Annotated in this window: 15 protein-coding genes; 3 read left to right on the top strand and 12 right to left on the bottom strand. The window is 60.5% G+C overall.

The window, feature by feature from the left end; all coding sequences use genetic code 11:
* The 8 genes from OUZ52_RS19260 to OUZ52_RS19225 all read right to left on the bottom strand — a co-directional run.
* Positions 1-2,013: hypothetical protein (locus OUZ52_RS19260; protein WP_266160162.1), on the bottom strand; the 2,013-nt coding region annotated here is incomplete at its 3' end.
* A complete protein-coding gene (locus OUZ52_RS19255) occupies positions 2,000-3,163 on the bottom strand; it encodes a DUF3142 domain-containing protein (RefSeq protein ID WP_266160161.1) in 1,164 nt (387 codons plus the stop codon). The genes OUZ52_RS19255 and OUZ52_RS19260, both read right to left, overlap by 14 nt.
* 365 nt (positions 3,164-3,528) lie before the next feature.
* Positions 3,529-4,959, bottom strand: a complete 1,431-nt coding sequence (locus OUZ52_RS19250) for a hypothetical protein (protein ID WP_266160160.1) — start codon at positions 4,957-4,959, stop codon at positions 3,529-3,531.
* Positions 4,960-5,010: 51 nt separating this feature from the next.
* Entirely contained in the window at positions 5,011-5,613 is a 603-nt protein-coding gene (locus tag OUZ52_RS19245; protein WP_266160159.1) for a response regulator transcription factor, read from the bottom strand.
* Positions 5,610-6,563 (bottom strand): sensor histidine kinase, encoded by a 954-nt coding sequence (locus OUZ52_RS19240; RefSeq protein WP_266160158.1) that lies wholly within the window; start codon positions 6,561-6,563, stop codon positions 5,610-5,612. Before OUZ52_RS19240 ends, OUZ52_RS19245 begins: the two co-directional genes overlap by 4 nt.
* Positions 6,560-7,792: a sensor histidine kinase gene (locus OUZ52_RS19235; protein ID WP_266160157.1), complete on the bottom strand. Its 1,233-nt coding sequence runs from the start codon at positions 7,790-7,792 to the stop codon at positions 6,560-6,562. Before OUZ52_RS19235 ends, OUZ52_RS19240 begins: the two co-directional genes overlap by 4 nt.
* A gap of 17 nt (positions 7,793-7,809) precedes the next feature.
* Positions 7,810-8,604: an ABC transporter permease gene (locus OUZ52_RS19230; protein ID WP_266160156.1), complete on the bottom strand. Its 795-nt coding sequence runs from the start codon at positions 8,602-8,604 to the stop codon at positions 7,810-7,812.
* Entirely contained in the window at positions 8,604-9,530 is a 927-nt protein-coding gene (locus OUZ52_RS19225) for an ABC transporter ATP-binding protein (protein WP_266160155.1), read from the bottom strand. Before OUZ52_RS19225 ends, OUZ52_RS19230 begins: the two co-directional genes overlap by 1 nt.
* Positions 9,531-9,824: 294 nt before the next feature.
* Between OUZ52_RS19225 and OUZ52_RS19220 the strand changes: the two genes are divergently transcribed.
* The 3 genes from OUZ52_RS19220 to upp all read left to right on the top strand — a co-directional run bounded on the left by OUZ52_RS19220 (position 9,825) and on the right by upp (position 12,745).
* Positions 9,825-11,336, top strand: coding sequence for an aminotransferase class III-fold pyridoxal phosphate-dependent enzyme (locus OUZ52_RS19220; RefSeq protein ID WP_266160154.1), 1,512 nt, complete (start codon positions 9,825-9,827; stop codon positions 11,334-11,336).
* 249 nt (positions 11,337-11,585) lie between these two features.
* On the top strand, positions 11,586-11,963 hold the full coding sequence (locus tag OUZ52_RS19215) for a PsiF family protein (RefSeq protein ID WP_266160153.1): 378 nt from the start codon (positions 11,586-11,588) through the stop codon (positions 11,961-11,963).
* A gap of 137 nt (positions 11,964-12,100) precedes the next feature.
* Positions 12,101-12,745, top strand: a complete 645-nt coding sequence (gene upp, locus OUZ52_RS19210) for a uracil phosphoribosyltransferase (RefSeq protein ID WP_266160152.1) — start codon at positions 12,101-12,103, stop codon at positions 12,743-12,745.
* 62 nt (positions 12,746-12,807) lie between these two features.
* Here the strand turns inward: upp and OUZ52_RS19205 are convergent, their stop codons facing one another.
* The 4 genes from OUZ52_RS19205 to pip form a co-directional block, all read right to left on the bottom strand.
* Positions 12,808-13,230, bottom strand: coding sequence for a hypothetical protein (locus OUZ52_RS19205; protein ID WP_266160151.1), 423 nt, complete (start codon positions 13,228-13,230; stop codon positions 12,808-12,810).
* A complete protein-coding gene (locus tag OUZ52_RS19200; protein WP_266160149.1) occupies positions 13,193-13,687 on the bottom strand; it encodes a hypothetical protein in 495 nt (164 codons plus the stop codon). Before OUZ52_RS19200 ends, OUZ52_RS19205 begins: the two co-directional genes overlap by 38 nt.
* Positions 13,688-13,716: 29 nt before the next feature.
* The gene (locus tag OUZ52_RS19195) at positions 13,717-14,745 is read right to left on the bottom strand and encodes an SPFH domain-containing protein (RefSeq protein ID WP_266160148.1); all 1,029 of its coding nucleotides are present in this window, start codon (positions 14,743-14,745) and stop codon (positions 13,717-13,719) included.
* Between the two features lie 118 nt (positions 14,746-14,863).
* Positions 14,864-15,580, bottom strand: a 717-nt coding sequence (gene pip / locus OUZ52_RS19190; protein WP_266160147.1) for a prolyl aminopeptidase, incomplete at its 5' end; no start/stop codon positions are given.

Genomic DNA, 15,580 nt, shown 5'->3' with positions numbered 1-15,580 from the left:
CATGCCGCCACTGGCTTGCAAACGCTTGGCCTCATCGCCTCCCCAATAAGGCTGCTCGCCGCTGGCGTCGTCCATATACCTGTTGAACGCTTCGTTGCGGTAGTCGTCATAACCCAGAATGCTGTCGCCTTGGTCGTGAGCGATTTGCGCAGCAACGAACAGATAGTGCGCCTTGTCCGTATTGCGCCAGGCCCCTTCGGCGCTCTTCATGGCCGCGGCAAAATCCGCCGCCGATTTGCGAGCCCCCTGATCGCTTGGCTGACTGAGCTTGACCGGCGAAGCACGGTCCGTGATATCCGGAAAATACGGCATGGCCTCGTCATAGCGGCCCTCTCGCATCAACCGCCGTGCCAGCATGTTTCGCAGTGAGGCGTTCAATGCCGTGGCTTCGGCGGACAAGCCTTTAGCGGAGGCGCGGCCATCGATAAAGGATTTCAACTCATCGGCGGTCAAGACGCGTTCCGCCAGATAAGTCACGTCACCGTCGTAGTCGCGGTCCCCATAGTAATCCTCCCCTCCCGCGGAATGACCTAACTCGGCATCACACAGGTAACCCAGCGCTTCGACGTACTCGCCTCGCGCCACCGCCAGCACACCGCGCTCGCCGCGAGCCAGACTGACATTAGTTGCGTCGACCGAATCCAGGTCGGCCGCCTGAACCGGAAACGCCTTGACCGCATCGGCGTAGGCCGCCGTGGCCGCCGCCAGATCGCCCTTTTGCAAGGCCAGTTTGGCGCGCACCCAGCTCGCCAGCGGCGTGGTCTGCTTGTCCACCATTTGCGCGGCCAGATCGTAGCGCCCGGTGCGATAGGCTAAGGCCGCCAGACGATCCGCGCCCGCGCCATGCACCCAACCATGCGCCTGCAAAGCCTCGATCAAGGTCGCCAGCAGCGGGTTGAGCTTGACACCTTTGCTACCGACGGCCACATCCAGCCCCGAGTATTCGTCGCTGCTATAGGTATCGCCTTCCCTGATATCTCCCACCCGGGCCAGCGCATAGACCACCAACAGACGCTGCGCCAAGGGATCATCGATCAGCGCATCGACACGCGCGCGATCTTTCAGCGCCCAACTGGCGATTACCCGTAGCGACTGCACTCCGCTGTCGGAACTATTCGCCGCCTGTTGCGCATACAGGGCAATCGCTTGTTTCAGATCGGCCGGAGCAATGCCATCAGCACAATCGTTGCCGTTATACAGATCGCCCCAACTGCAATACGTCGCACCGTTATACAGATACAGCCTGGCTTGCTCGCCAAGACTTGCTATGGCCAGGCCTTGCGTATCAGAGGCTCCAGCGATGGCCCGCGCCCGGGCCAGTTCAAAGAACCTGTTTGCGGTTTCGCGCGCTTGCTTGCGCTGGTCTTCATCCAGCTCGGCATGCATCGCCTGATACCCATGCCAGCTGCCAAGCATGTAGGCCGCCCATACCGAACGCAGCTGCGCCTGTTCGGGTGGCAAGGCAAGCACCGCGGCAAAATACGCGTTGGCGCGAGAACTCGCCTCGACATGTGGCTGGGTACAAGCCTGGAACGCGGTCTTGCGTATCGGTAATGCGTTGTCGATGTCGCAGGTATCGCCGGTCAGGTCGCGCTGCGCAAGTTCGTTGTCGATCGCTGCAGCGGTATACAGGCGCAGATCCTCCGGCAAGTCCTTGCCGCGCTGATAACCCTGAATGCCCGAATCGGATGATTTGCGCAGCTCAGCAACCTGTTCGGCTTGCTGCTGGCTGATGCCAAGCCTTTTGGCCGCGCCCTGTGCGGCCTGATCGGCGTCGCCATCGCTGTTCGCCACGAGCGGCTCGGCCAGCTTCCATGCTGCGTTCGCCGGCAACAAATGCGTCACTTCATAGACGAACGTGTTTGCAGGCGTGCCACGCAAGGCGCCTGCACGATCGCTAAGCATCGCAGTGGGAAAAAAGCCGCCACAGGCCATGACCACCGCCGTGGTAAGCACTAACAGGCCGACGCCGACCATCGCCTTTCGGACGATTGCTTGCTTAATTCGCGACATGAATATCCACGTTTGACGAAGTACAACGCATCCAGCCCACTGGGCGCTGGCGATGCGAACGCAGCCAGCCATCCTGCTTGCGTTTGAGATAGAGGCCGTCACTGCGACGATCGAGCTGGTAACCATTGATGCCATCGGCGATAGCGCAATCAGGCGGCAATGCCAGCGTAGCGGGTAGCGATACATCGACCTCGCCGTCATTGCGCAAAAGCACATCCAGCGCGCCAGCCACCATGCCGGGCTGCGCCATGGCCGTCACTTGCGCGGCCAATGGCCGCCGCTGAATCACCGCTCGCCAGGTGGGCAGGCTCCAGCTGCGTACATCGTCCGCCGTCGGCAAGCGAAACCAGACAATGCCTGCCAAATGTCGAGGCGTGTCGTCATCAAGCAGACTTAGCAAGCGCGCCACTTCACGCGGGGCGGCGGCCAACTCACGCGATTGGGCGCCGGCGGACAAGGCCGGGGCCTCGCTTTCAACCGCGAGCAAACGGCCATCGGTATCCCAGCTCACCTTGGAGCCGTAATTGGGCAAGGCCACCCGGAATGACTTTTTGCTGCGCTCGGCGAACATCTCGATCCATTGCCGTGCCAAGGCCACATCGAACAGGCCGGCCCGCGGCGATTGCACGGCATGAACTTGCAACACAGCCTCATCCGCTGCAGCGAGCACCGCATCCAGATCGCCTGAGGACAGCCATGCAGGCAGCGCCGTAATGGAAAGCGGCAGCGTACCGAGCGACTGCTTCAGCCGGCCGAGAAAATGGGCATAGGCAGGCAACCGCGCCGTGCCGCAGTCGTGGTCGATCTCGATCCCGGCGATGTCTCCCGCCCCCTGGCGAAGCGCAAGAATCTGGGCGATCAGGGCATCCTCATCCCATTGCACCAGTTGCCCGTCGATACGGACCACCAGGATGACCGGACGCCCGGTCGCGGCCAGTGCGGCGCGATCGATCGTCACCGTACGCAGCTGGCCATTCGCATCGGTCTGCGCCGCCAGCACGCGCCAGTCCCGTACCAGGTCAGCGCTTTGGTGGAGCGCAAAGGTCAGCGAGGGGCTCCATTGCCGCTGCCAGACGTAGGCATCGTGGGTCAGCGGTACGCTCGGCCGGCTGCAGGCAGCCAGCCCAAGCAGCAACACCAACAGCATCATGAGCCCCCGCGGATGCGGCATATCCCTTTCCCCATCGCATTGAACCAACCCGCCTGTTGGCAGTGGCGGATTGTATATGCGTGGAAGGTAGCCGGGAGGGTTGCCCCGATCGATAACAGCTATCGGCCCCATCCCGTGCCCAGGGCGCCGACCTCCCAAGGCATTGATGACCGCCTGCAAATAAAGAAGGCCGCCACCTGCCTACCGCCAGCTTTTACCCCTTGCTCCCATGCAAGCAAGGGATTGCTGTCAGTTCGAGCGGATGGATTCCACTCCCGCCAAGCGCGAACGCATCAGCCATGGATACCCAACATGGCTGGCATGGGGCGGCCGTTCGGGTACGGCCCGTTGGGCGGCACCTCGCCTCAATCCACGGTGATAACCACCACACTCATCCATGGCAAGTCGATGCCGAGGCTGCCTTGGGCAAATGGCATATTCGATACGATGTTTACCGGTGGCTGAAATTGAGGCCCCGTGGAAAACGCACTCGGATCCATGCCGCGCACATATTCCCACGCGGAGTAGGTCCCACTGTCTTTGCCGATCAAGGTCAGGGTCGCATGACGATCCGTATCGACCGACTTATTGATCAGGATAATTTTCTTGGCGTTATCCGTAGCAAACACTTCGACATCCGGCAGCTGTGTCGATGCCGCCACCATCACGCTGCCGAAGCGGCGCGTCCAGGCACCGCCACTCCAGGCCGACATGCCCCAATACGCAGGAAGGCGAATGTTCTGGCTCTGCGGCTGATCGTGGTTTGAGGTGCCATCCGTAATTAAACCCAGCGGGCCATTGTTATCGGAGTACTGATAGGCGTTGCCGCCGGCACGCAGCACATGGCCGATGACCGAGGCGGTGTGCACAAGATTTACGGAGGTGTAAAACGCATTGCGCCACGACGAATCATAAAACGAGTTGTAATTGAACTCGCCCACCTGCACACCGACCTGACTGGCGCGACTGCCGAAGCTCAGTGCAACCTGTTGCCGCAGCCAGTTGACGCCGTCCTCATATTCCGACGTCAGCTGCAGATTGTCGGTGAGCTTACCATCGCCGTATTTGTGGAAATCCACGATGTCGACATCGGTATTGGCGGCGGCGAAAAATGTCTGGAAGTCGCTGTACTTATAACTGGCCCAAGCCGTAAATGCCGGGCCGGCGATAAGTAACGGTCGCGTCGTCGCCTGACGCAGGCCCGCGACAATGGCGTGAAAGCCCGAACTGCCGTTGCCGCCGTAGATATAGTTGCCAAGACCAAAGCCGTTATCCGGTTCGTTGCCAACGATGTAGCCATCGACGGGGCCACCATGTTGGCCGCCAGCATCATTGAAGAAGTGCACCAGATTGGAGGCGTCCGAGGCCTGGATGTCGTTATCGTTGGTACTGCCGCCCACCGCGATCATCGGCATGCCACCGATCGCCTTGATCCCGCGAATATAAGCTTCACCCTCATTGCCACCATGGATGTAGGCCGCCGCCGAACCCACCTGCCCCGCGTGGTAGTACAACGGAATTCGCCAGACCAGCGGCCCCAGATCCTGCAGGTACTGTTGCCACAGCGGCTGGCTGGCACCTTTGATGAGATTGCTACCGCCATCGGCATAGGTAGAGATCGTTGCACCCAGCGACCATGGCGAGGTCGGCATACCGGGCTGGGTGAAGTCGACGGTGACGTTTGCGGCATCAGTTTGCGCATATGCCTGCGCCGTAAAACAAGTTAGCAAGCACGCGCTGGCAAAGCCCCGGCTCAACCGAGCCGAGACGGACGACAGTGACAAATGGCGATTCATGATGCCCCTTTGATTAGACGAATAGACAAAGAGGCGCTGCATTACGCGTCGTTATAGCCAGCCCTTTTGCCGTGCTAATCGATACGCCTCGATGCGATTGGCCACGCCGAGTTTGCCGATGGCCTCGGAAAGATAATTACGCACCGTGCCATGCGAAAGATTGAAGTGGGTCGCGATATCGCTGGCCGACATCCCCTCACCTGCCAGCCGTAATACTTGGCGCTCACGATCGTTCAACGGGTCGGCCTCCGACCATGCCTCCAGCGCCAGTTGCGGATCAATCGAACGACCGCCGCGCTGCACCGTACGCAAGGCCTCGGCCAGATTCTCGGCGGGTGCGTCCTTCAATAAATAGCCTGATACGCCGCTATCCAGTGCGCGCCGCAAAAAACCCGGCCGGGCAAACGTAGTGACGATGATCACCTTGATCGGCAGTTCCTGGCGTTGAATACGCTGCGCCAGTTCCAGCCCGGTCAAACCAGGCATTTCAATATCGGTAACCAGCACGTCGGGCTTAAGCCGCTGTAATTCACGCCAGGCGGTCTCGCCATCGGCGGCGGTGCCCAGCACTTCGATATCCGATTCCAGATTCAGCAAGGCCGACAAGGCACCGCGCACCATCGCCTGGTCTTCAGCTAGCAATACCCGAATCATGCGGCGCTCCGGTTGGCAGACAGCATTACCGATGGGACGACTACAAAGCTTGATGAAGACTCTGACAGCGGCACACTGATGCGCGGCAAGCTGCCTCGGCGTGAGGGCGAATCGATATCCAGCGTGCCCTGCAATGCACGAATCCGCTCGCGCATGCCGCTGATGCCATTGCCGTGGGCTTCCACGCCGCCACAACCGTTATCTCTAATGCACATCCCGAATCTGGCTCCTTCAATGGAAAACTGCACGCTTGCCGCGCTAGCGCGTGCGTGACGATGAATCTTGGTCATGGCCTCGCGCAATACCAGCGCAAGCGGAGCCTCGACCGCCGCAGGCAAGACCAGCGTTGCAGGCATGTCGTCCTCGAACGTCATATGGCAGGCCTCCAGCATCAGCCGCGCGGGAACCAGCTCCGTAGCAAGATCGCCACGCAGCATGCCGGTCACCGCGGCGCGCACTTCGCCCAAGGCATGCCGGACCACCCGCTCGACCTCCTCCATGTCTTGTTGCGCGCGCGGTGGATCGCTCAAGGCGAGTCGCCGCGCCAGCTCCGATTTCAGCGCCACCAGCGACCAGGTATGCCCGGGCAAATCATGCAGATCGCGGCCAATCCGCTCGCGCTCGGCCAACACCGCCAGGCGGCGAACTTCCTCCTGCGATAGCCGCAACTCGGCGTCTTTGCGCAGGTTGCGCAGGTAAAGAAAATGACTGATACCCGACAGGATGGAGCCCATCAACACCAGCAGCATCAACCAGACCGGCACCCGCAGATAAAGCGACATCAGCACGATCAGCAAGGCAATCAAAGCCAGACCGGTCAACCAGTGCCGCCATGATGGCAACAAAGCCATCAGCCACAGCTGCGACACCACCACTTGCCAGCGCAGATACATCGGCGAACGCAGCTGACCGGGCAGCGAATCAGGGCGGATGGAAAAGTGTCGATTCATACGGCGTGCGGATCGTGCGTCACCAGCGGCAACGGCCGCGTGTCGCTGACAGCGGCATCTGATACCGGTGCCGCAAACATCGATCGCGCCAACGGCTGCGGCGACGGCAGCGTGACGATTAACCGGGTTCCGTGTCCGCGCGGCGAATCAATGCTCAGGCGCCCCCCCATGGCACGGGCCCGCTCACGCATGCCGGATAATCCGTTGCCATCCTCATCGATACCACCGCGGCCGTTGTCGGTAATTTGCAACTGCACCTGGCCTGCGTCGACGCTCACGATCATGCTTGCCTGGCCGGCCTGCGCATGCCGCGCGATATTCGTAGCGGCCTCGCGCATGATTAACGACAGGCCGCGCTCGATCTCTACCGGCAGACTCATCGACGGCAGTTGGTAGTCCAGATGCACGCTGGAGGATTCCAGCAGCAGGCGCACCGAGGCCAGCTCTGCGGCCAGATCGGTGGCACGAATGCCGGTGACCGCGGAACGCACTTCGGCCAAGGCATGCCGCGCCACTTTTTCGGCCTCTTCCACTTCGCGCCGGGCCGCTTCGGCATCGCGGTCGAATAGCTTGCGCGATAGTTCCAGCTTGAGCGTTATCAACGACAAGGTATGCCCGAGCAAATCATGCAGGTCGCGGCCAATCCGTTCACGCTCGGCCGTGGCGGCAAGCCGACGCACCTCGTCGTGCGAAAGCTGCAAGGCGGCCTCTTTCTCTTCGTTCGCTCGCTCCACGGTGACGATCGTGCCGATAACAAAGGTCAAGAACGGCATCATCACCAGCATTTGCCATGGGTAACCCACCAGCGCCGCCACGGCGAGAAAACAACTATTGAGCAGCGCCAATTGAAACAGGTATCGACGAAGGCTGACCCGGCAGTCACGCAACAATACACAGCCGAAGATGAAATAACTGACCCCACTGGGATACCAGGGCAGCAGTGCCAACCCCAAAGCGGCCAAGGCGAACGCGTAGCGCTTTGAGGTGCGCCGCGATGCGAAAAAAGTCTTGGCGTATAAAAGCAAGAACAGCGGATAAGAGAGCAGGGTCAGCAGTCCCCAACGCCAGCTGTAATGCTCGCCGAACGCCGGCGTGATGAACACCCATCCCGACCACAATAAATGCACCGCATCGACCCACGGGGACTTGCCCCGGCGCAGATTGGCGGCGATCTCGGAATCCGCTGCCGGGGTGAACCATGAAAAGATTAATTTCAATAGGGTGTTCATCGTCCGCATGCTACCCCTCAGCCGTACCGACGCAAGCGGCGCGCAGCCCACCAGACAAACGCCACGGTGTAAGCGCAAAGCACCAGCACATGTGGCCATACCGCGGTTTGCCCCAGGCCGACCGCACTGAGCGCGAGTTGGTTGAGGTGATAGCTCGGCCATACCGGTGCCAGTTGCTGAATCAGCGCCGGCATCATCGAGAGCGGAAACCACAGCCCGGATAGAAACGCCATCGGCAGGTAAATCATATTGACCAGCCCCGGTGCGCCCTGCCCCTTGATCAAGGTGCCCAACAGCAAGCCGAGGCCACAGAACGGCAGCACGCCGAACAGATCGGTGCCAAACAGCGACAACATCTGCGAGAAGCTCAGCGAGGCATGGGCGAGAAAGGTCGCCATGCTGAGTAACAACATCGCCACGATGGCTGCCACCATCATGGCCATGATCATCTTGCCCAGTAGATAGGCTCCAGCCGGCATGGGCAAGGCGCGCTTAAGCGTCAGCAGGCCGGTATCGCGTTCTAATGCCAGCGATACGCCGAAGCCAAACAAGCCGGGCGCCATCACGCCGAAGGTGCCATATGAAGCCAACAGATAACGGGGTGCATCCGGCCCGTTGGCGTGCCCCAGAAAAATGCCAAACATTAAATAGAACACCGACGGAAACAACAACGTCGGCAATAGAAACCCCGGGTTGCGCAGATAGCGCAAACATTCGCTGCGGGCTTCTTCAACATACGCAGCCCAGACGCGGCGCGACGACATGCCGTTCATGGGGCGGCTCGAATCGAGGGTGGAAACCAGGGTATTCATCAGGCAGCCTCGCGTTGGTCGCTGACCGAATGCTCGGTCTCGCGGGTGAGTTCGGTGAAAGCTTCGGCCAGGCCGGCGCGCTGTACTTCCAGTTCGCTGAGTTGCGCATCGGCGTGCAGCAGACGACGCACCAATGCTTCGGCGGCATCGGTAGACATCCATAACCGTTCGCCCTCCTGGCGTGCCTCGACCACTTCCGGCCAGCTGCTGACGGCCTGTGTGTCGAGTCGGGTCATGCAGCGCACACGTTTCAAGGAGACCCGCGCACGCAATTCATCCACGCTGCCTTCGCTGATGATCTTGCCGCGTGCCATCACACAGACACGATCGGCCAGCGCTTCGGCTTCTTCCAGGTAATGGGTGGTGAGCACCACCGCGCAACCCTCGGCTACCAGTTGGCGGATCGTCGCCCATAGTTTCTGCCGTGCCTCGATATCCATGCCCACGGTCGGCTCGTCCAGAAACAGCAATTCGGGACGGCCGCACAACGCCATCGCAAACTGTACGCGCCGCTGTTGCCCTCCGGAGAGCTTGCCGTAAGGGCGTTTGAGCAGATCCACAATGCCAGCCAACTCGGCGCTTTCATGCAGCGTGCGCGGCGCTGGGTAATAGCTTGCGGTCAATCGCAATAACTCACCGACATGCAAGGTGTGCGGCAGGCTGGCTGCCTGCAACATCACGCCGATGCGGCGGCGCGCCATCAGTTGCTGTGGGTCCGCTCCAAACAGCTCGACCGTACCCGCATCGGCGCGAATCAAGCCGAGCAGCAAGCCGATCGCGGTGCTTTTGCCGGCCCCGTTAGGTCCCAGCAAAGCCAGCATTTCGCCGCGATGCAGCATGAGATCCAGGCCATCGAGAGCGGTGAGCGAGCCGTAGTGTTTGACCGCCCCGGCAAGCCGGGCGACAGGTGCAATATAGGTTGACATGGTGTTCCCTCCGTGGCCGCCATACTAGGCGTGGCAAGGGTTTGCACGCAGTCGCCAGCGTCAGCCAGAGGGGGTGACATCCGTCACCCGGGGGTACCGGAGGCGACGCAGGCGAGCTATCCTCAGTGCCATCGTCGATGCATCCTTAGCCCCCACAGGTCTGATGCACGACCCGCCTGAACAAACAGGCCCGAGAAACGCCGTCGGGGCGCGTTTCCCGCATGTATCGCTAAAACATAACGTTCGCGCCGGCCCCACCGGAGCGACAGACATGCAGACTTTAGGAGAGCCATCATGGGTGTCATCGAACAGTTGCGCGAACTGCGTGAATTTGGCGGTACGCCGCGCACCACCGGCATGGATGACGCATCCATCGAACGCTTCGCCAAGAGCTATCCCCAGTTAACCCAGGTCATCGGCGAGGCGCTGGCCCGGCACCGTTCGTTGCGCGCGGATCTGAGCGATTTTCTCAAGCTGGACGAAGTCGAGCAGATGGCGCAGGCGCAAGCCGGTTTCGTTAATTTCTATCCCGACGATGCGGTAAATCATTACTTGCCCGCCGCGGCACGCGGACCGTGGGTGGTCACCCTCAAGGGTTCGGTCATTCACGATAACGGCGGCTACGGCATGCTCGGCTTCGGCCACAACGATGAAGCGATTCAAAACGCGATGAGCCAGCCGCAGGTGATGGCCAACGTGATGACGCCCAGCGTCTCGCAGCTGCGCTTTACCCGCGCGCTGGATAAAGAACTCGGCCGCAACCGCGAAGGCGACCTGCGCAGCCGCAACCCGTATGCGCGTTACCTGTGCCTCAACTCCGGTTCGGAGTCAGTGTCGCTGGCCTGCCGTATTGCTGACGTCAACGCGAAAATCATGACCGACGCTGGCGGCCGCTATGCGGGCCGCAGCATCAAGCGTCTCGCCGTCAAGGGCGCCTTCCACGGCCGCACTGACAAACCGGCGTTGTATTCGGACTCCACCCGCAAAACCTATCAGCAGCACTTGGCCAGCTATCGCCATGAAGACACGCTGATCACCGTGGCCCCCTACGACATTAGCCAGCTCGAAGCGGTCTTTGCCGATGCCGACAAACACGGCTGGTTTATTGAGGCGATGTTTCTTGAGCCGGTGATGGGCGAAGGCGACCCGGGCCGCGCGGTGACGCCGGAGTTTTACAAGGCCGCACGCGCGCTCACCGAAGCTCATGGCACCTTGCTGTTGATCGACTCGATCCAGGCCGGCCTGCGTGCACATGGGGTGCTTTCGTTGATCGATTATCCGGGCTTCGAAAAACTGCCCGCGCCAGACATGGAGACCTTCTCCAAGGCGCTCAATGCCGGGCAATACCCGCTGTCGGTGCTGGCGGTGAGCGAGCGTACCGCCGCGCTTTATCGCAAGGGTATTTACGGCAACACCATGACAGCGAACCCGCGCGCGCTCGACGTAGCGCTGGCCACCCTCGATCAGCTCAGCGATGCGGTGCGCAGCAATATCCGTGAGCGCGGTAAAGAGTTTGTCGACAAACTCAATGGGCTGAAGAACGAGCTGGGCGGCCTCATCACTAAAGTGCAGGGCACCGGCCTGTTGTTCTCTTGTGAGCTGTCGCCGGAATTCAAGTGTTACGGCGCCAACTCCACCGAGGAATACATGCGTGAGCGTGGTATCGGCGTGATCCACGGCGGCACCAATTCGCTGCGCTTCACCCCGCATTTCAATGTCACCAGCGCCGAGGTCGACCTGGTGATAGAGCACCTGCGCAAAGCACTGCTGCATGGACCACGCAAGCTCAAGGCTGAGGCGGCTTAAGCCGTTCTGCTCAATGGCCCCATCAAGCAGCGGTTGATGGGGCCTTATGACGCCAAGCTGACGAAACAGCGGCGTGACGGCACGGATGCTCTGGCTTGAACGCCCAAGCTTTCTGCCGGCGTAACGCAATGTGCATCGCTGGTAAATTGCCCGCCCAGCGCATAGACCCCACCCCTAACGCGAATCACGCAAGCCAGCATAGACTTAGCCCCACCGGCAGTCGCCGGTCCATCCAGGAGGGTATCTGTCATGTCTATGCGTTTCAGCCTGATTGCCGTCAGCGCCATGCTGGCATTTGCTGCCACGACGGCCTTTGCCTCACCGCAAGCCGCCAGCACCGCAGCACCCGCTGCAACGAAAACCATGAGCTCATCGCAACAGCGCATGGGTGAATGCAACAAGCAGGCCGCGGGCCACAAAGGCGCCGATCACAAAGCCGTCATGAGTGCCTGCATGAAGGGCGAGAGCCCGGCCGCACCCGCTGCTGCCGATGCCACCGCTGCCAAGCAGACACCACAAGAAAGAATGAAAAGCTGTAACGCCGATGCCAAGACCAAGGCACTGGCAGGCGACGCACGCAAGACCTTTATGAGCAACTGCCTCAAAGCCTCCCCTGCCACGCCATAAGCTGGCGTCAGCGGCTTAGACGGGGTGCCGCGCCTTGGCTTGTCCTCGGCACCCCGTTCACCTTTTCACCAAGCATTGCTCGCCCATCGCACTAGGGCTGCGTCACAATCTGGCCTGTCTCGATTACCGGCCCCGCCATGAAAATCGTCGAAGTCCGTCATCCGCTAATCCAGCACAAGCTGGGATTGATGCGTCGCGCCCAGATCAGCACCAAAGAATTTCGCGAGCTCGCCTCTGAAGTCGCCGCCCTGCTCACCTACGAAGCCACCAAGGATCTGGAGACTATCGAGCAACGCATCGAGGGCTGGGCGGGCCCGCTGGATATACAGCAGATCAAGGGCAAGAAGATCACCATCGTGCCGATTCTGCGTGCTGGCCTGGGCATGCTGCCGGGCGTGCTGGATATGATTCCCGCAGCCAAGGTCAGCGTGGTGGGGGTGCAGCGCGATGAAGTCACGCTCAAGCCGATCGCCTACTACGAGAAACTCAGCGGCCGCATGGATGAGCGCATCGCGCTGATCGTCGATCCGATGCTGGCCACTGCCGGCACCTTGATCGCTACCGTGGACATGCTCAAAGCCGCTGGCTGCAAACGCATCAAGGGGCTGTTTCTGGTGGCCGCGCCGGAAGGCATCGAACGGATTGTCGCCGTGCATCCGGACATCGAGATTTACACCGCGTCGATCGACCAACGACTCAACGAGCACGGTTACATTTTGCCCGGCCTTGGCGATGCCGGCGACAAGATCTTCGGCACCAAGCAATTGCCCAGCGCGGAATAAATCAGCCATACCGATGCTGCGGTAGCGGTGATCCACCATCGTCGATGCGGGCATGCACAGCTTCAGTGCATCAGTGAACCGTATCGATCGCTTAGCCCGATGGTGGCCACCATGCCAGCATTGAATTCAAGAAAATCGGCTTCGATGCCATCGCTGAAGATCACTCCGTAGCCGGCCATCTGCGATACCAGCTTGAGCGGCTGTGTGGCCGTTACCTGCCCGAAGACCAACGTAGCCTGGGTAGTGCGGCTGGGAAAGGGTTCTCGCACCGTGAATTGCAAATGATCGGCGTCCCAGGCAAACCCATGCTCGCGCATGGCCTGGACCGACGCCTCCAGCTCAGCGCCGGCAACAGCGGCCGCGCCGGATAACAAGCTGCGAAACCAACCGGTCGAACCCAACCCGGTAGATACAATCAAGCCACTGGAGGACTGCGTTTCCGTACGCTCACCCGATTGGATTTGATAGCGCGCAGAGACATGCATGCAATTCCTGGCCATCGCTTAATACGGCTTTTGCCATGGTGATCCGTCGCGTCGCTCGCTTGCCGGACATGGCCTCGGCAGCGATTTTGGCGAGATCTTTGACCTTGAACGGCAGCAGCACGCCGTCCCAGCGAGCCGGATCGGGATTAACCCCTATCACCGGCTGCCCCTTGAGGTATTTGAGCGTATTGGCGACCAAACCATCCTGACCCAGCACCACGATCAGCGTATCTGGCGTGAACAAGAAGTTGGGTAGAAAACTGCGATCGAGCTGCTGCACGCGGCCGTGCCGGTTCAAGATCTCCTCGGTTGCTTTTACCGCCTCGCCATAGGTGCGGTGCTCGGCTTCGTAATCGGAGAAGTCCGCACCAAGATGTTCAACATAGAACTTGGCTTGACCGACCGTATTGAAACGGACGATTAATTCTTCGAGCCTCGTTTTGCGGGTCACCAGCACAATCCGCTGATTCAGCGGCTCCACCGGCCTCAGCCTCGCGCCGGCTTGGCCCGGCTCTGGGTCAGCTGCTGCAGCAAATCCGATGAAATATTCAGCTCGCCGATGCGCTCCGCGTTCTCCGCCAAGCCCTGGAAGGCCTGGGCAATCAGCGCGCTGGGATCGGCCTGGCCGATCATCAATGCCTGTAACACCTTGGGCTCGATACCCTGCACCGCCTTCATCGTGGCAGCGACCGCGTAGGCCTTGGCGTCGGCCTCGGTCTTGGCGTTATCGCTGCGTAAGGCAGTGAGGTTTTTGTTTTGCTGTTCGAGGGTAATGCGACCCGCCATCTCCTGATCCTGGATCGCCTGTCGCTTGCTCAGCACAGCGCGCTCGGCTTCCAGCTGGGTCTCGCGGATCTCGCGCTTCTTGGTCTCTACCGCAATTTCGGTTTTAAGCTCGTTTTCTTTAACCGCGCGCTCTTGCTCAATTGCCGCGTTACGCCGCACATAGGTCGCATCGTCAGCACGCTTCAAAATCTGTTCGCGCACTTCAGCCTCTAACGCACGCGCGGTTTCGGGGTTGGGCTTGACCGCAAGAATGGCCAGATTGACCAAACCCAGGCCCAGACTCGGCAAACCTTCAGGCTGCTGCAAACCTTGCTGTACGGCCTGCACCAATTGATCGGAGCCGCGCAGCAACTCATGCAAGGACTGCCCCTGCAGCATCGAGCGCAATTGCACCTGCACCGCATTGACTACGCGCTGCGGCAACTTGGTCGAGTCCTCCGACAAGTAACTGCCATTGGGCTTAAGCGTGAAGTTCATCAGGCTGGCAAGCGTAGTCGGCGCGGTAACGCGGTAAGTCACCTGGCCCTGCACGGTGACTTCCTGGAAGTCGCTGCTGACTTCTCGAAAGATGAAAGGCACGTCCACACTTTCCAGCGGGATCGACACCAAGGTGGCATTCGGCGCGAAGTACCAGAAGGTGAGCCCGGTGCCCTCGCGAACCGCCTTGCCATTGGTGTACTGAATGACATACGTGCTGGGACCGGCTTTGACGTGACGGAAACCGAACATATTGAAACTCCCTGGATGAACGTCCCTACGGCAACGCCGATGGTCCTTGGTAATGAGGATGGAACCACGCGACAAACCAGCAAACGCCAGCCTGTCACGTGTTTAAAGCATCAACAACTCAAGCGCGAAAGCGGTCGGTCGCCTCAATCAGTTCATGCGTAATGCCCGGCTCAAAGGCCGAATGACCGGCATCCTGCACCACGCGCAAATCGGCCTGCGGCCACGCCCGATGCAAATCCCAGGCACTGCGCATAGGGCAAACCACGTCGTAGCGGCCTTGCACGATCACGGTTGGAATCCGCCGGATACGTTCGACATTGCGCAGCAGCTGATCGTCGTGTTCGAAGAAGCCGCCATGCACGAAGTAATGACATTCGATGCGCGCGAAAGCCAGGGCAAACTCGTCCTCGCCATGGGAGGCGATAGACGTGGTGTCCTGATGCAAATAGCTGGTGGCGCCCTCCCACACCGACCATGCTCGCGCGGCGTCGAAACGCGTCGCGGCATCGCTGCTGGTAAGGCGACGGTGGTAGGCGCTCATCAAATCGCCACGCTCGGCCTCCGGTATGGCGTTGAGATAGGTTTCCCAGGCATCGGGATACAGCGCGTCGCAACCCTTCTGATAGAACCACTCCAGCTCCCAGCGGCGCAGCATGAAGATGCCGCGCAGCACCAGTTCGGTGACTTTGTCGGGGTGGGTTTGCGCATAGGCAAGCGCCAGGGTCGAGCCCCACGAACCGCCGAATACCTGCCAGCGCTGGATGCTGAGATGTTCGCGCAGACGCTCGATATCGGCGACCAGATCCCAGGTGGTGTTATCGGTCAGTTCGGCATG

Source organism: Dyella silvatica (assembly GCF_026283955.1).
Lineage (GTDB): Bacteria > Pseudomonadota > Gammaproteobacteria > Xanthomonadales > Rhodanobacteraceae > Dyella_C > Dyella_C silvatica.
This window is presented reverse-complemented; position numbering and strand designations above follow the sequence as displayed.

Excerpts from the sequence above, each read along its gene's own strand:
- OUZ52_RS19255 (WP_266160161.1), bottom strand. The coding sequence starts at position 3,163 with ATGATGCTGTTGGTGTTGCTGCTTGGGCTGGCTGCCTGCAGCCGGCCG.
- OUZ52_RS19250 (WP_266160160.1), bottom strand. The coding sequence starts at position 4,959 with ATGAATCGCCATTTGTCACTGTCGTCCGTCTCGGCTCGGTTGAGCCGG.
- OUZ52_RS19245 (WP_266160159.1), bottom strand. The coding sequence starts at position 5,613 with ATGATTCGGGTATTGCTAGCTGAAGACCAGGCGATGGTGCGCGGTGCC.
- OUZ52_RS19240 (WP_266160158.1), bottom strand. The coding sequence starts at position 6,563 with ATGAATCGACACTTTTCCATCCGCCCTGATTCGCTGCCCGGTCAGCTG.
- OUZ52_RS19235 (WP_266160157.1), bottom strand. The coding sequence starts at position 7,792 with ATGAACACCCTATTGAAATTAATCTTTTCATGGTTCACCCCGGCAGCG.
- OUZ52_RS19230 (WP_266160156.1), bottom strand. The coding sequence starts at position 8,604 with ATGAATACCCTGGTTTCCACCCTCGATTCGAGCCGCCCCATGAACGGC.
- OUZ52_RS19225 (WP_266160155.1), bottom strand. The coding sequence starts at position 9,530 with ATGTCAACCTATATTGCACCTGTCGCCCGGCTTGCCGGGGCGGTCAAA.
- OUZ52_RS19220 (WP_266160154.1), top strand. The coding sequence starts at position 9,825 with ATGGGTGTCATCGAACAGTTGCGCGAACTGCGTGAATTTGGCGGTACG.
- OUZ52_RS19215 (WP_266160153.1), top strand. The coding sequence starts at position 11,586 with ATGTCTATGCGTTTCAGCCTGATTGCCGTCAGCGCCATGCTGGCATTT.
- upp (WP_266160152.1), top strand. The coding sequence starts at position 12,101 with ATGAAAATCGTCGAAGTCCGTCATCCGCTAATCCAGCACAAGCTGGGA.
- OUZ52_RS19205 (WP_266160151.1), bottom strand. The coding sequence starts at position 13,230 with ATGCATGTCTCTGCGCGCTATCAAATCCAATCGGGTGAGCGTACGGAA.
- OUZ52_RS19195 (WP_266160148.1), bottom strand. The coding sequence starts at position 14,745 with ATGTTCGGTTTCCGTCACGTCAAAGCCGGTCCCAGCACGTATGTCATT.